The sequence below is a fragment of the Hungatella hominis genome, assembly GCF_014288005.1.
In the GTDB taxonomy this organism is placed as follows: Bacteria; Bacillota; Clostridia; order Lachnospirales; family Lachnospiraceae; genus Hungatella; species Hungatella effluvii.
In genome coordinates this window covers 51864-67800 of record NZ_JACOPB010000008.1, presented here as the reverse complement: position 1 = coordinate 67800, position 15937 = coordinate 51864, and the positions used below count along the sequence as shown (strand labels likewise).

Genomic DNA, 15937 nt, shown 5'->3' with positions numbered 1-15937 from the left:
TTTATGATGAAACGGTTAAAAAAGCTTCCAATCCATCTGATTCTGATTGGGCTGGGTTTTTTCTTCCTGCTACCTTTTATCTGGATGCTTTCCACTGCACTCAAATCGGATCAGCAGGTACTTGTAAATCCACCGATCTGGATTCCGAATCCGGTCATGTGGGAGAATTTTTCCAGGGCAATAAACTATATTCCGTTTTTCCGCTATATGGGCAATACAGCCGTGATCGCGGTTTTAGATGTGCTGGGAACGGTGGTCGCCTGCCCCTTAGTGGCCTATGGGCTGTCCCGGCTGGAGTGGAAGGGGCGTGAACTGCTGTTTTTTATCACCATAGCGGTTATGATGATTCCCCAGGAAGTCACGATGGTTCCGACCTTTATCCTGTTTAATAAAGTTGGTCTGACCGGAACGTATGTGCCTCTGTTTATCCAGTCCTTCTTCGGAAGGCCATTCATGATCTTTTTACTGCGCCAGTTTTTTATGAATCTTCCCCATGATCTGGAAGATGCGGCGCGGGTGGACGGAGCCTCGGAATTCTATATTTACGCGAAAATTATGCTGCCCCTGGTCGTGCCGGGTGTGTTGACGGTAGCTCTGTTCCGGTTTATGAACTCCTGGAACGACTTTTTAGGACCGCTGCTTTACTTAAGCGATGAGAAGCGGTATACGCTCAGCATCGGGCTGCAGATGTTTACCACGCAGTATAAGACAGAGTGGTCGCTTCTTATGGCTACGGCGCTGATGATTACCCTGCCGGTTATTATCATTTACTTTATTGTCCAGAAGCGGTTTATCGAAGGAATTACTTTCTCCGGGATCAAAGGATGAGACAGGGAGGAGGAGGAGAAGATGACTGCACGTGGCACAAATCTGCCAAGAGTCAAGAAGCAGAACGAGGCTCTGATTAAAGAAATTATCTATAAGTACGGCCCTATATCGCGAGGGAAGATTGCAGAGATGCTGTCGCTGACTCCGCCTACGATTACGACGAACGTGACATCCCTGATCGAGAGAGGGCTGGTGTATGAGTTCCCGGCGGACGCTTCCGATGTGGAAGAGCGTTCCCTGGGACGCAGACCGGTAAAAATTGATTTTGTTCAAGATGCCAGATATGCCATCGGAGTGGAGTTAAATCCCTATCAGACGGCAATCTGCATGCTGGATCTCCATGGAAATGAGAAAATCAGTGTGAAATATCCTCCCATGAATGGGGAGTATGTGGAGGAAATGGACGCGCTTGCACAGAGTATTGATAAGCTGATCGCCGGGAGCGGAGTGGATATGGAAAAGATTCTGGGCGTAGGCGTGGGGCTGCCGGGCTTTGTGGAAGCGAAGGCGGGGGTTCTGAGAGAAAGCTTCAAGACAAACTGGAATAATAAAAATATAGCCAGAGACTTGACGAGAAGGCTGGAGGTTCCGGTACTCATCGAAAATAACGCCAGAATAAGGGCGGCCGGAGAAGAGATGTTTGGAAAGACGCTGAGGCCGGATTCCTTTGCTTACTATCTGATTTCCTATGGTATTGCATGCCCGCTGCTGGTAAAGAACCGGATGATTACAGGGGAAAATGCCAGCACCGGCGAGGCCGGCCATATGGTAGTGGAAATCAACGGTCCGAAATGCGAGACCTGCGGTCACAACGGCTGTCTGGAGGAGATGGCCAGTGAACGGGCGATTCTCAAGCGGTGTAAAGCGGCTGTATCCGCAGGCGCCTCCACGATGCTGACAGAGCTGTGCCCCGACCCGGCGGAAATGACCATGAAGGACGTCATTATGGCAGAGGAATGCAATGATACGATGGTAGTGAAAATCATGGAGGAGGCTGTCATGTACCTCGGCGTGGCGCTGGCGAATATCATCAACCTGATCAGCCCGCCGCTGGTCATTGTGGACGGCTATATCATGAAGGTGAAGAGAAACCGAAGGCGGCTTCTGGAAGAGACGAAGAAACACATCTTTGGTCTGAATGACCAGGAGATCGAGATTGAATTTATCGATTTCAATCCCTTCACAGGTGCCAGGGGCGGGGCTGCTCTGGCAATCAAACAGTTCTTTATCAAGGAGTAAGTATTGAATAAAATAAGTGAGGATTCGTAATCAAGTGGAAAAGATAAAAGCAGGTATCATTGGATGTGGCAGGATTTCATCAGTTTACAGGGCCGTGTTTGAGAATATGAAGGAAGAAGCAGAGCTTGTCTTTGCAGTGGATAAGGAATTAAGCCGGGCGGAGCAGCTGGCCGCGGCGTTTCCCGGTTGTGGTTATTCCGACAGGCTGGAGGATCTGCTGAGGCAGCCGCTGTCTGTGGTTCACGTCCTGACTCCCCATTTTTTACATAAGGAGCATGTAATTGCATGTCTGGAAGCGGGATTTCATGTGCTGACAGAGAAGCCTGTCGCGCTGTCACTGGAAGATGCTGACTTGATGATCGCGGCAGCGAAGAAAAATAAAAGGCAGCTGGGCGTCATATTCCAGAACCGTTATATTGAAGGCGTTCAGGAAGTGAAGCGAATGATAGAAGCTGGGGAATTTGGACGGATCACAGGTGCGTTCTCCACGCTGAACTGGTGGCGGCCGCCTTCTTATTATGAATGTGACTGGAAGGGAAGCTGGGAGAAGGAGGGCGGCGGTGTGGTCATCGACCAGGCCATCCACAGTCTGGACCTGGTTCGTTATCTGATGGGCTGCGAACCGGTAAAGGTGAAAGGTCATATTGACCGGAGAATCCTGACTAATATTGAGGTGGAGGACGTGGCAGACGCAGTCATTACATTTGAAAACGGTGCGGTTTATTCGTTTTTTGCATGCAATTACTACACCAGCAACAGCCCCATCCGGGTAGAGATAAGCGGGGAACATGGAACGGCACTCTTAACAGAGAATGAAGTAGTCATTCGGTTGAAGGGCCGGGAGCCAAGAACCGTGTCTCCATCCGTCGGGCCGGAGGTAAAAGGTGAGGCGTACTGGGGAAATTATCACGAGGTTCAGATCCGGGATTTTTACCGCTGTCTAAGGGAAGGAACCCCGGTACAGACAGACCCTGAGGATGCGAAACGTACACTGGGGCTTGTTCTGGATATTTACCGTTCTTCAAAAGAAAATCGGGAGATTGAGAGAGAATACTCCGCAGAAGAGTAAAAATATAATTTCAATCCACATTCTGAAGTCCAGAATACAAAACTCAGAATGACATAGTAGTTATGCTACCATTTTATCCGGTTACCGGATTGTTTTGACCTCATGTCAGTGGGGGATATCTGTTCGCCACTGACGCTAAGTTTGTTTTTTCGATTCATCTCCCACCTGTAGGGGCTGGGAGATGAATCGCTTATTTTGTTAAAATCGAAATGCTCTATAGACATCACCTCCATTCTAAAGAATAAGGGTCAACGCCACCCTGTAACACGGTTCTTCCTTTTTGTAGTATAGCATATCCATAGAAAAACAACAATAGTAAGTACATAAAACCTAAATTAAAAGTACTTATAACTCATATCATAGACCATCTGCTCACAAATAAATCCCCTGAAACTTATTTTTACTTTATCATACAAACTCCATTTATGCACGCAAACGTTTGAGTAAAAACTTCGCAAATCCCCTCTGAAATGTGTTAATATAAAGTCATTGAAGTACGCAAAAACATAAAAAGAAACAAAAAGAAGAAAGGTGGAAAAGCATGGCGGAAAATGTTTTGATTGTCCATGGAGGCGGGCCAACAGCGGTTATCAATTCTTCCCTTTACGGAGTAATAGAGGAAGCAAAGAAAATCGGAACAATTGATAAGGTTTATGCAGCGATCGGGGGAAGCGAAGGGATCTTGAAGGAGCGTTTTTTAGATCTTCTGGAATTCCCGGAGGAGAAACTGAAGCTGCTTCTGGAAACTCCGGCCACGGCGATCGGATCGTCCCGGTATGCGCTGGAGCAGGAAGATTACGAGGCCATGGTCGCCATTTTTAAGAAGTATGAGATTAAGTATGTGCTGTTAAATGGCGGAAATGGAACCATGGATACATGCGGACGTGTTTACGAGGTTTGTAAGAATGAGGATATCCGCGTCGTTGGAATTCCCAAAACCATTGACAATGATATTGCAATTACGGATCACACGCCGGGCTATGGAAGTGCAGCAAGATACATAGCGGCCACGACCGCCGAGGTAGGCGTAGATGTGAAATCCCTTCCGATTCACGTATGCATCATTGAGGCCATGGGACGGAATGCCGGCTGGATCACTGCGGCATCGGCACTGGCCAGGAAAAAGCCTGGGGATGCCCCGCATCTGATCTATTTGCCGGAACGGCCTTTTCATGAGGCGGAATTTTTAGAGGATGTAAAACGCATCCATGAAGAAAAGGGCGGAGTTGTAGTAGTAGTCAGCGAGGGCTTGAAAAATGAAGCGGGAGAGCCCATTGTTCCTCCGATCTTCAAGACGGAAAGGGCCACGTATTATGGAGATGTCAGCGCCTATTTAGCCGAACTGGTCATTAAGAAGCTGGGAATTAAGGCGAGAAGCGAAAAGCCGGGTATTTGTGGAAGGGCGTCGATTGCATGGCAGTCTCCCGTGGACCGGAATGAAGCGGTTCTTGCAGGAAGCGAGGCGTTAAAGGCGGCAGTGGCGGGCCAGAGCGGCGTCATGGTCGGATTTATCCGTGATGAAGAGGCGGAGAAGACTGACGGTGTATACCGTATGCACACAGAGATGATACCGATTAAGGAAGTCATGATGTACGAACGGACCATTCCGGAGTCCTGCATGAACGAACGAGGCAATGATGTGACAGAGGAATTTATCCGCTGGTGCAGACCTCTGATCGGACCGGAACTGAGAGACTTTATTGATTTTAGAGAATTATATGAGCAGCATGCTCAGTGATTAAAAGGAGGGGATTCGATGAAACACATTTTTTTGAATTTAAAACGATTTGATATTCCGAAGGAATACGGCGGAGTAAACAGCATTGCTCCCATTGGAGAGTGGGGAAGCTTTATTGTATCCAATACCCAGGAGCAGTTAAAAAAATATGACGGTGAGGACGTGGAATTTGCCATGTATTTTCCAGAGGCCCACTTGATTTCGGCCGCAGGCGCACTGTGTGAGGACAGCCCGGTTAAGGTTGGATGCCAGAGCGTATACCGCGACGATACGGCGGTTGGCGGCAATTTCGGCGCATTTACCACCAACAGGACGGCTAACGCGGCGAAAGCCATCGGCTGCACCACGACAATTATCGGCCACTGTGAAGAGAGAAAAGACAAGGCGGGAATCCTTGCGGAAGCCGGTGTGACGGATACAAAAGCGGTGAACCGCCTGCTGAATCAGGAGATAAAAAAGGCTGTTTCTTCCGGTCTGTCTGTGTTATACTGTATCGGAGAGACCTCTGAAGAGCAGGAGAGATGGAAAGAGGTATTAAAGGAGCAGATTGCTGTCGGTCTGGAAGGCGTGGATAAGAGCCTGGTCACCATTGCGTATGAACCGATCTGGGCCATCGGACCTGGAAAGATTCCGCCGGATAAGGACTATATCACCATGATCGGCACTTATATTAAGGAAATTACCGATGGATGCGATGTTGTGTACGGCGGTGGATTAAAGGTGGATAATGCAGAGATGCTGGCTTCCGTTCCGGTAATGGACGGCGGGCTTATCGCACTGACCAGATTCCAGGGAGAGATTGGATTTTACCCGGAAGAGTATTTAGAAATAATCAAAACTTATATGGGATATTAATACCGTAGAATGCCCATTGATGAAATAGGAGGAGATTTTATATGAAATTATCATTTGAATACGGCGCCGGCCTTATGGCCGCAGAACTTCCCGATACAACTGACATCTTTATTCCGGGTGAGACCGTACCGGATCCGGCATGCATTCCGGAGGACCGTCTGGTAGAGGAGACTTTAAAATCCATCAGAAACCCTATGGGTATGGAACCTCTCTCTGAACTGGCGCATAAGGGCTCCAAGGTTACCATTATTTTCCCGGACCGTGTAAAAGGCGGAGAGCAGCCGACATCCCACCGCAAGATTTCCATTAAACTGATTCTGGATGAACTGTATGCGGCTGGTGTGGAGAAAAAAGATATTTTACTGATCTGTTCCAACGGCCTTCACCGGAAGAATACAGAGCAGGAGATTCATAATATCCTGGGTGACGAGCTGTTCCATGAGTTCTGGCATACCCATCAGATCATCAATCACGACAGCGAGGATTACGATCATCTGGTAGATTTGGGAACCACGGACAGAGGCGACCCTGTTCTGATGAATAAGTACGTTTACGACAGTGATGTCGCTATTCTGATCGGCCATACACAGGGCAATCCTTATGGCGGATATTCAGGCGGCTACAAGCACTGCGCGACAGGAATTACGCACTGGCGTTCCATCGCCTCCCACCATGTGCCGGAGGTTATGCACCGGAAGGACTTCACTCCGGTCAGCGGTACGTCACTGATGAGAACAAAGTTTGACGAGATCGGACAGCACATGGAGAAATGCATGGGCAAGAAGTTCTTCTGCTGTGACGCGGTTCTCGATACGAAATCCAGACAGATTGAGATCAACAGCGGATACGCAAAGGTAATGCAGCCTCACTCCTGGATCATGGCAGATAAGAGAACGTATGTGCCGTGGGCAGAGAAGAAGTACGATGTCATGGTATTTGGTATGCCTCAGTTCTTCCACTACGGAGAAGGCATGGGAACCAATCCGATTATGCTGCTTCAGGCTATTTCCGCCCAGGTCATCAGACATAAGAGAATCATGAGTGATAACTGTGTAATTATCTGCGCTTCTCTCTGCAACGGATATTTCCATGATGAACTGTGGCCGTATCTTAGAGAGATGTACGATATGTTCCAGCACGACTATATGAATACACTTCCGGATATGAACCGCTATGGCGAGTACTTTGCAACCAATGAGGAGTATATCAGAAAGTATCGTTACTGCAACGCGTTCCATCCATTCCACGGCTTCTCCATGATCAGCTGCGGCCATATCGCGGAGATGAACACTTCCGCAATCTATCTCTGCGGCGCTCAGGATCCGGGATATGCAAGAGGAATGGGACTTAAGACGAGAGCAACCATCGAAGAGGCGCTGGAGGATGCAAAGAAGAAATTTGTAGGACCGAATCCGAACATTCTTGCTCTTCCACAGACATTTAAGCTGGGAGCCGTTCATCTGATGATGAAGGATGACGTATATGAGGGAAAGGGCGCGGAAGACTGTGCCTGTGCAGCTCATATGCACCGCTAGTACAGCATTGCATTAATAACACAGTACTAGAGTGTGTTTGGATGATTTCTGATTAGAACAATGACGGAACGGCCTTACAGCGGCAGAACCTTGTGGCTGACGGGCCGTTCTAAGCAATGCCCGGGGTATTGCTTTATACAGTTAACCCAGTGCTGACTGGTATATTTACGCCAGATGGTACTAATTTATGGAAGGGGGTTTTTCAGTGAAAACATTGATTAAAAATGCATCTGTCTATCACAACCACCGTTTTGAGACGCTGGATATTCTGTTGGAGGACGGCCGGATTGCCCGTATGGGCGGCTGTGGGGGCGAGTCCTGTGACAAGGTGATTGATGCCGGCGGAAGCCGTGTGGTTCCTGGTTTCCTTGATATTCACACCCACGGAGCGGTCGGCGTGGATGTCAATGGGGCGGACGCGGAAGGCTTTGAGAAAATCTGCCGTTTCTTCGCTTCGCAGGGAACGACCAGCTGGCTCTGTTCCGTCCTTACAGATACGAAGGAGCAGACGATGCAGGCCATCGATATGTATAAAGAATGGAAGAAGACGGAGCATCATGGTGCGAATCTGATGGGAATCCATCTGGAGGGACCATTCTTATGCCCGGATTACAAAGGAGCCATGCCGGAGCACCTCTTAAAGAAGCCTGACATGGAGCTTTTAAAGGCATACCAGGAAGAGGCGGAAGGAGAGGTCCGCTATATTACGGTTTCGCCTGAGGTGGAAGGCATCGTAGATTTTATCCCCTACATCAAGAGCCTGGGTATCCAGGTTGCCATCGGCCATTCAGGCGCGGATTATGATACGGCGCGAAAAGCCATACAAAACGGTGCGTTAGGGGCAACTCATACCGGCAACGCCATGAAGCTGCTGCATCAGCATTTCCCGGCGATCTGGGGAGCTGTACTGGAAGATGACGATGTGTACTGTGAAATGATTTGTGACGGCAGACACCTTCATCCGGGCACAGTCCGGTTTATCATTAAGATTAAGGGGCTGGACCGTGTGGTTGCGATTACGGATTCCATCATGGCCGCCGGACTTCCGGATGGCAATTATAAGCTGGGAGTCAATGACGTGGTGGTAGTGGACGGCGATGCGAAGCTGGCTACCGACGGAACCCGCGCAGGCAGCACGCTGACAACCGGAAAGGCGCTTAAGAATCTTCTGGAATTTACGGGACGTTCTCTGACGGATATCATTCCGATGCTGACAGAGAATCCGGCCAGACTGATTGGTGTCTATGACCGGGTAGGCTCCATCGAGCCAGGCAAGGATGCGGATCTCGTATTTTTGGATGAAGGATGTAATGTTGTGCGTACCTTTGTTAAGGGGAAAGAGTGTTACTAAGTATATAAAAATGAGTGAGAAAGAGACGGTTAGATAATGAGTGGATATCTTTATATTTTATTCTGGATTGTCAGCTTCGGGGCATCCATAGCAGGAGCGATCTGTGGAATTGGCGGAGGTGTTATCATAAAGCCTACGCTTGACGCATTTGGAGTCTTAAGCGTTTCAACCATCAGTTTCCTGTCAGGCTGTACGGTGTTGGCCATGACCTGCTATTCCGTAATCAAGGGAAAGATGAGCGGGGAATCATTGATTGACATGAAGACAGGGACACCTTTAGCGATTGGTGCCGCGATCGGAGGCGTAGTTGGAAAATCCATGTTCCAGGCGCTTTCCGACATGTTTGTGAATAAAGATATGGTGGGAGCAGTTCAGGCAGGATGTCTGCTCATTATCACACTGGGAACTCTGATTTATACGCTAAAAAAGGATAAGATAAAAACGCTCCATGTGATGAATGCGGTATTATGTATCGTCATTGGTATCGTACTGGGTATTTTCTCCTCCTTCCTGGGAATCGGAGGAGGCCCGATCAATCTGGTTGTTCTGTTCTATTTCTTCTCGATGGAGACAAAAACAGCGGCCCAGAATTCCCTGTACATTATTCTGTTTTCACAGATTACCAGCCTGATAAATTCCCTGGTCACCAGAACCGTACCAGAGTTCACGATCTGGCTATTGGTGCTCATGGTAATCGGCGGTATTCTCGGTGGAATGAGCGGCCGGATTATCAATAAAAAAATAGATTCCAAAGTGGTCGACAAGTTATTCATCATTTTAATGATTGTGATTATATTTATCAATATTTACAATATTTATCAATTTGCACGTTAGCAATGAGCAGTGCGAAAAAAGCCAAAGGAAAATTTGTGTTGTGCTCGCACATAAACAAATTTTCCTTTGGCTTTTTTCATAGGGCGAAGCCCGTGACCGAGGTGTAGCGGAGCGGAACCGAGGTGCACTGCGGCCCAGCGGGCAGCGGAACCGAGGTGCCCAATGGCCCAGCGGGCGGCGGGCAGCGACCCAGCAACCAGCAAAGGAGATGCGATGGAACAGATACTAATAGTAATTTTCTCCTCCTTCTGCGGAGGACTTGTGCAGGCAGTTACAGGATTTGGCGGTGCAGTAATCATCATGATTTTTCTTCCGCTTATACTAAATATGACGGCGGCCCCGGCACTCAGCGATGTCATAACCATGACACTGTCATTTTCCATGTTTTGGAGATACCGTAAGGCGGTGCATTATAAAAGCATTCTAATACCTGCCGCCGTTTATCTAATTACCAGCACACTGGCGATCCATGGTTCCGCCTATGTGGACGCGGGAAAACTGAAAGGATTTTTTGGTGTATTTCTGATTTTACTGTCGCTATACTTCTTTGGCTTTTCAGGCAAACTTTCGGTGAAACCGACATTCTTTATGAATTTTGCATGCGGCGCCCTGGCTGGTATCTGCGGCGGTTTATTTGGAATCAGCGGGCCGCCGGCCAGTCTGTTTTATCTGGCGGCGACGGATACAAAAGAAGAGTATTTAGGAACCCTGAATGCATTTTTTTCCTTCACGGTAATTTTTAACCTGATATCCAGGATCTGCAATGGCTTTCTGACTGTATCGCTGATCCCTCTGATGGGGGTCGGGATTGCTGCCATCTTAACCGGATGTGTCCTTGGAAGCAGGATTGTTAAGAAGATCAATATTGATGTTATGAGAAAGTGTGTGTATGGGTTTATGGCATTTGCGGGAGTGGTGATTGTGGTGCAGGGCGGGCTTCGGTGATACATATTAAAATATTGCGAACAGCGTCAATAATTCATGTCTAATGCCCGATGAAGCGGGGCAGGCCCAGGCACGGGCTTGTAACTCAATTACACGTAATACGACATGTGATTCATGTCTCTTTCTGTAACGGTTAGTTTTTGTTGTATTCCCATAGACCGGACAGCTCTGACTGGTGCATTTTGGGGCTGCCGCAAGGACTTCTGACTGCGGCAATGCGGCTTTGTATTCCAGCGTCTCATGGAACTGGCTGAATGCCCGGGAGACCATTACGTACTAGGGCGTGTTTGAAAATTCATTTCTGCCATCTGCACGCCCCATTTTGCGGTATATTTACCCCTCACTCGATCAAAGTAGCCCCCTACGCTTCCCCCATTCGGGGCAAATCTCCCACAAACTGTGACGCACATCTGGCAGAAAGCAATTTTCAAACACACTCTAGCATAACGGACAGTATCTTATTCAAAATAATCATCTTGCTGCATATGGGGGTATAAGTAAGGCATCCGGTTTTTAGGAGGATAAAAAAGGAGAACTGTACTGTGATCAACTGTGGCTGGTATGAGTACTCATATGTATCCCTGTCTGTTCCATTCGGGAAATGAGCAGACGAGGCGAGGTGGTCGTCTGTGAGGCAGATATCAATGCAGTACTGGCGTTTTTGGTTACATTGTATCTTACGGCCAGCCAGGTTATGTATCTGCCCCTGTTATAGATACATCGTCTGATCAAATTATGATGAATTAAGAGAAGGTGAGTTTCCGGATATGCCCCGCACAGGAGTTGAAATGTAATGAATCCTGTATGGGACATTTTATATCAAGGGAAAAATGTTGCGATAGGAATGTCAAAGTTTAAGTGAAAGAGAGGGTATTCATCACCCCCCCCCTTTTTGTTGATTTTGGAAAAAATGTGGCATAAAAGAGAAAAATATCATATTAATATGAGCACTATTACTTAAACTATAAAAAAAGATATTGACAAGTCATTTGATGTGTGGTAAATATGTATTATACACACGTATTTATAATAAAATAATTATGCGAAATGCCATATATACAAATACTCAATTACATAATTAAAAAACGTGTATTAAATTTAAACATAAGAAATAAGATGGTCGACCATTTTATATAACTTGTATACACACGTGTGTATACAAGGAGCACAAAATTGGTGTTATGTACTAAGAAAGAGAGGGGATCTACATGAAGAAAAGAAGATGGATGGCACTTGCACTTGCCTGTACAATGATTTTTACAGCGGGCTGTCAAAAAGGGGGAAAAGAAACAGCTGAGGTGCCGGTTAACAAGGAAACAAAAGAAAGCCAGGCAGAGACGGCTAATACGGAGGTTCCAAACACAGAAAATACGAAGAGCCAGGAGGAGTCGGTTACAATTAAGTTTGCTAATTACGCGGTGTTGGAGGAAGGAAACAGCGCCTTCTGGGAAAAGATTAAAACAGATTTTGAAGCGGAGAATCCCAATATAACGATTGAATGGATTACGGCGCCGTTTGGGGAAATGGTGCAGCAGGTTATTAATATGGCAGGAGGCGGCGAGTATGTTGACCTGATTTTTGGCGAATTGGACTGGACACCAACTTTGGCGGATTCGGGAATAGCATGTCCGGTATCAGACATTATGTCGGCGGAGTATCTGGCGGATTTTTATCCTAATGTTTTGGAAGCACACTCGATTGATCATGTGCTTTATTCTCTTCCATTATATGTGGGACCGTATATTTTGTACATCAATAAGGATTTGTTTGAGCAGGCCGGGTTGGATGCATCGAATCCTCCGACTACCTATGACGAGATGCTTAAGTGCGCAGAGAAACTTTCTGAATTAAAGGACGCAGATGGAAATCAGGTATATGCATTTGGTCAGACTACTGCATCGGTACCGGTATCGGGGGCTTCCCTGACGAGCATGGTATTCAATTTTGGAGGCCAGGTGCTTGATGAAAATGGAAAGTTAAGCTGTGACAATGAAGGATTTAAGCAGGCCTTTGAAATGCTGAAGCTTCTGGATGAGAAAGGCTATAACCCGCAGAATGCAAAGCTGAAGGATTTGAGAAATTTATTTGCTCTGGGCAGACTTGCCATGTATTATGATCAATCATGGGGATTTGCAGGTATAAAACCGATTAATCCGGAATCGGAAGCGTTTACGGTTACAGCAAAGCCTTTAAAAGGCGGTAGCGGTACGGGACAGAGTATCTTGCAGTCCCACTGCCTGATGATGGTGGATAATGGAGAAGCACGAAAGAAAGCTGTAGAAAAGCTTGTTGAATATATCATAACGAATGATAATCTAAGTTACCGTATGTCTAATGAGACGCTTGCATACCCGGCTAAGAAATCTATGGAACACGCAGTGGATGGTAGTTTGATTTTAAAGGGAGCTGCCGGTTCTGAGGCAAATACAAAGACACAGGTTTTTATTCCGCAGAACAGTGATTTAAATCTTGAACTCTGTGCATTGGCTCAGGCGGTAACCGTTGGAAAAACGGATGTGGACAAGGCAATCGCAGACTTTAAGAAGGCTGCAGAAATGATTCTTGATTAAGTACGTTCAGAGAGGATTAGTATGGAAACGGGAATAAAAAGCGAAGAAGCCAGGGAACTGGCGGCCATGTATAGAAGTCAGCTCTCAGATATTATGGAAGAGTGGGCGAAGCATACTGTGGACCCGACCGGCGGTTATATAACCGATTTCGGCGAGGATTGGGAACTGGTTTCCAGGCGTAAGAATATATGGGCTCAAGCACGCCAAACGTATATGTTTGCTGCCTATTATGAATATTCTGGCCATGAGGATAAGTGGCTTTCACTGGCTAAGCTGGGACGTGATTTTCTGGTTCACCATGCATACGCCGGAGAGGGCCGATGGTATTATGAGGTGTCGGAAGATGGAGAACGGGTGATAGAAGGAACAACAACCATATTTACGGATCTATTTGCCCTGATTGCGCTGGCACAGTATGCATCTGCATCGGGAGACCGGACGGATTATGAACTGATTAGGGAGACGTTTGATTGTGCGAGAAATCATATTATGGATCCTGAGTTCCGGGATATAAAACCGCATGTGTGGCGGAAAGGAATAGAGAGACATTCTCCATACATGATTGCTGTTCATTCATCCATGATAGCGGAAAAAGTTCTTGGAAAAGATGTCACTGGACCGTTTATTGATTTCTGTATTCATAAACTGTTGTATTTCTTTGGGAAAAATAAAAGCGGATATCTGTTGGAAAGTCTTAAAGAAGATGGGACTGTATGGGATACTCCGGAGGGGCGTATTGTCAATCCTGGTCATATTTTTGAAGGAATGTGGTTTTGTATCGATTATGCAAGAGGAACGGATGATGATGTGATTTCAAGTGCGCTCAGCATTATCCAAGATACTGCTGAAGTGGCAGTTGACCGGACACATGGGGGTGTGATTCATCGGTTTGACTGCTATGGGAAGGAGGGAGAGGATACACTAAAAACGGATACAGGAGAACTTAAGCCGGATGACAAGGTGGACTGGGTGAACTGTGAGAGTCTTTATGCGATAGCTCTTGCGGCGGTACTGACAGGAAACGAGACTTCAATCGAGCAGTTTCGTCAGCTTCATCAATTCTGCCAGACGCATTTTAAACCTGAGGAAGGAGGAGACTGGTATCCCGTCCTGGATCGGGAAGGGACGCCGCTTCGCAAAAATAAAGGGGGAAAGCACAGGGTGGCGTTTCATGTACCGCGTGCGCTGATGAATCTCAGCGTATTATTTGAAACTGTAAGTTGATCTGTGTTTAGAAAGGAGAAGGAAGCTTATGACAAGAAGGAGGAGGTCAGCGCTTGTACTGGCTTGTCTGCTGGTATTGATGACGGGGTGTGCAAATCATAATACTGCACAGGAGAGTGGTGCAGAAATAGAGTCAGATACAAAGGCAAATACCAACGCAGAGAAAAAGACGGGTAAAGACAAGGAAAACAGCGGGGAATCCAGCGAAAAGATAGAGGAAAACGCTTCAACTGCCAATACTTCAGGATCGAATTCCGGAAGTCCGGTAACCATAAAGATTGCAAATTATGCAGTTCTGGAAAAGGGGTATGAGGAATTCTGGCAGAATGTAAAAGAGGGATATGAGGCGAAATATCCCAATATAACAGTGGAATGGGTGACAGCACCTTACGGCGAGATTTTAAACCAGGTTATTAATATGGCAGGAGGCGGAGACAAAGTAGATTGTGTCTTCGGCGAGGATATCTGGATTCCGTCGTTGGTTGAAGCCGGACTGGCGGCCCCTATGGATCAGGTACTGGATTCGGACTTTTTAAATGACTATTATCCGGAGGCATTAACGGCACATTCTATGGAGGGCACTGTGTATGCTGCTCCGCTGTATTTGACTCCGCCGGTATTATTTTACAACAAGGAACTTTTTAAGGAGGCTGGCCTGGATCCGGAGAAGCCGCCGAAGTCTTATGACGAAATGATGGTGATGGCAGAGAAGTTGTCACAGTTAAAATCATCTGACGGAAACAAGGTATATGCGTTCGGATTCCCGACTGGATCGGTGATTGTAGTGGGATCTTATCTGCAGGGGCTGATAAAGAATTTTGGCGGCGAGATTTTGGATGCGGATGGAAAGCTGGATGTGAAAAATACTGGATTCGTTGATGCCTTTAAATTTTTACAGGAGTTAGATGAAAAGGGCTATAATCCCCAGAATGCAAAGGCAAAGGATTTAAGAAATCTTTTTGCACTGGGGCAGCTGGCTATGTATTATGATAAGACTGGCGGAATCAACGGTGTCACTTCTATTAATCCGGCAGCAGCAGATTTTACAGCTACTGCATGTCCACTGGCTGGAGGAGGGGGAAGCGGTGAGACAGTTTCACAGTCCCACTGTTTTATTGCAATTGACAACGGCCAGGAGAAAAAAGAAGCGGTTAAGAATTTTATTCAGTATGTGATTACTCCTGAAGTAATGGAAGACTACATGACAAATATCGCACCTGCGTATCCGGCTAAAAAAGCCATGGATCATATGGAGGGAGTGAATAACAGTGCATTTTTAGCAGGCGCCAGGGATACTGTAAACCATCTCTCTCCCAGTTTGATGTTTCCGTCAGTGGCAGATTTTAATTTGGAACTCTGCGCTCTCGCCCAGGCTGTGACGATGGGGGATGAGGAGGTCCAGACGGCGGCAGCAGATTTTGAGAAATCTGTTCAGCCATTGCTGCCATAAAATAGGCCAGTGGTATCAACGGTTTTGTAAGCGGCAGCACGTGACTGAAATAAGAAACGTGCTGCCGCTTTGTTTATAGGAAGTTTGATCATTAGATGACTTCCATGAGGGTCAGATTCCCTTTCGCTTGCTGGAAGGGGGACTTTGTATGTGGACTATGTACGAAGGCTTTAGAGCCTGGCCTGCTCTATTTCTTAAAACAAAAATAATTAAAAAAAGGTATTGACAACAACATTAAGTTATGGTAAAAATGGTATATACACACGAGTTGATATAAATTATAATTGTGCAAATTACTA

The 15937-nt window shown here is 46.8% G+C and carries 14 protein-coding genes; 13 read left to right on the top strand and 1 reads right to left on the bottom strand.

Annotated elements, in window-relative coordinates:
* The first annotated feature begins 3 nt into the window (after positions 1 to 3).
* From H8S75_RS17640 to H8S75_RS17600, 9 genes are all read left to right on the top strand, one after another.
* Entirely contained in the window at positions 4 to 828 is an 825-nt protein-coding gene (locus H8S75_RS17640; RefSeq protein WP_187022770.1) for a carbohydrate ABC transporter permease, read from the top strand.
* Positions 829 to 849: 21 nt separating this feature from the next.
* Positions 850 to 2067 carry an ROK family transcriptional regulator gene (locus H8S75_RS17635; protein ID WP_187022769.1) on the top strand — a complete coding sequence of 406 codons (1218 nt, stop codon included), beginning with the start codon at positions 850 to 852 and terminating at the stop codon, positions 2065 to 2067.
* 34 nt (positions 2068 to 2101) lie between these two features.
* Positions 2102 to 3136, top strand: coding sequence for a Gfo/Idh/MocA family protein (locus H8S75_RS33375; RefSeq protein ID WP_187022768.1), 1035 nt, complete (start codon positions 2102 to 2104; stop codon positions 3134 to 3136).
* Positions 3137 to 3677: 541 nt separating this feature from the next.
* Complete coding sequence (locus tag H8S75_RS17625) at positions 3678 to 4874, top strand: diphosphate--fructose-6-phosphate 1-phosphotransferase (protein WP_187022767.1); 1197 nt, start codon at positions 3678 to 3680, stop codon at positions 4872 to 4874.
* A gap of 18 nt (positions 4875 to 4892) precedes the next feature.
* Positions 4893 to 5729 (top strand): triose-phosphate isomerase, encoded by an 837-nt coding sequence (locus tag H8S75_RS17620; RefSeq protein WP_187022766.1) that lies wholly within the window; start codon positions 4893 to 4895, stop codon positions 5727 to 5729.
* A 41-nt stretch (positions 5730 to 5770) separates the two neighbouring features.
* Positions 5771 to 7264: a lactate racemase domain-containing protein gene (locus H8S75_RS17615; RefSeq protein ID WP_187022765.1), complete on the top strand. Its 1494-nt coding sequence runs from the start codon at positions 5771 to 5773 to the stop codon at positions 7262 to 7264.
* Between the two features lie 205 nt (positions 7265 to 7469).
* On the top strand, positions 7470 to 8615 hold the full coding sequence (gene nagA / locus H8S75_RS17610; RefSeq protein ID WP_349768941.1) for an N-acetylglucosamine-6-phosphate deacetylase: 1146 nt from the start codon (positions 7470 to 7472) through the stop codon (positions 8613 to 8615).
* Between the two features lie 36 nt (positions 8616 to 8651).
* The gene (locus H8S75_RS17605; protein ID WP_187022763.1) at positions 8652 to 9449 is read left to right on the top strand and encodes a sulfite exporter TauE/SafE family protein; all 798 of its coding nucleotides are present in this window, start codon (positions 8652 to 8654) and stop codon (positions 9447 to 9449) included.
* 213 nt (positions 9450 to 9662) lie between these two features.
* Positions 9663 to 10394 (top strand): sulfite exporter TauE/SafE family protein, encoded by a 732-nt coding sequence (locus H8S75_RS17600; protein WP_187022762.1) that lies wholly within the window; start codon positions 9663 to 9665, stop codon positions 10392 to 10394.
* 6 nt (positions 10395 to 10400) lie between these two features.
* Here H8S75_RS17600 and H8S75_RS32730 read toward each other — a convergent pair whose 3' ends face one another.
* A complete protein-coding gene (locus tag H8S75_RS32730) occupies positions 10401 to 10664 on the bottom strand; it encodes a transposase (protein WP_243270309.1) in 264 nt (87 codons plus the stop codon).
* Between H8S75_RS32730 and H8S75_RS33615 the strand changes: the two genes are divergently transcribed.
* The 4 genes from H8S75_RS33615 to H8S75_RS17580 all read left to right on the top strand — a co-directional run bounded on the left by H8S75_RS33615 (position 10649) and on the right by H8S75_RS17580 (position 15638).
* Positions 10649 to 10891 carry a DUF6783 domain-containing protein gene (locus H8S75_RS33615; RefSeq protein WP_432764192.1) on the top strand — a complete coding sequence of 81 codons (243 nt, stop codon included), beginning with the start codon at positions 10649 to 10651 and terminating at the stop codon, positions 10889 to 10891. The genes H8S75_RS32730 and H8S75_RS33615 overlap by 16 nt on opposite strands.
* Positions 10892 to 11602: 711 nt before the next feature.
* Positions 11603 to 12964 carry an ABC transporter substrate-binding protein gene (locus H8S75_RS17590; protein ID WP_187022761.1) on the top strand — a complete coding sequence of 454 codons (1362 nt, stop codon included), beginning with the start codon at positions 11603 to 11605 and terminating at the stop codon, positions 12962 to 12964.
* A 21-nt stretch (positions 12965 to 12985) separates the two neighbouring features.
* Complete coding sequence (locus H8S75_RS17585) at positions 12986 to 14188, top strand: AGE family epimerase/isomerase (RefSeq protein WP_187022760.1); 1203 nt, start codon at positions 12986 to 12988, stop codon at positions 14186 to 14188.
* 28 nt (positions 14189 to 14216) lie between these two features.
* On the top strand, positions 14217 to 15638 hold the full coding sequence (locus tag H8S75_RS17580) for an ABC transporter substrate-binding protein (protein ID WP_187022759.1): 1422 nt from the start codon (positions 14217 to 14219) through the stop codon (positions 15636 to 15638).
* Positions 15639 to 15937 lie beyond the last annotated feature (299 nt).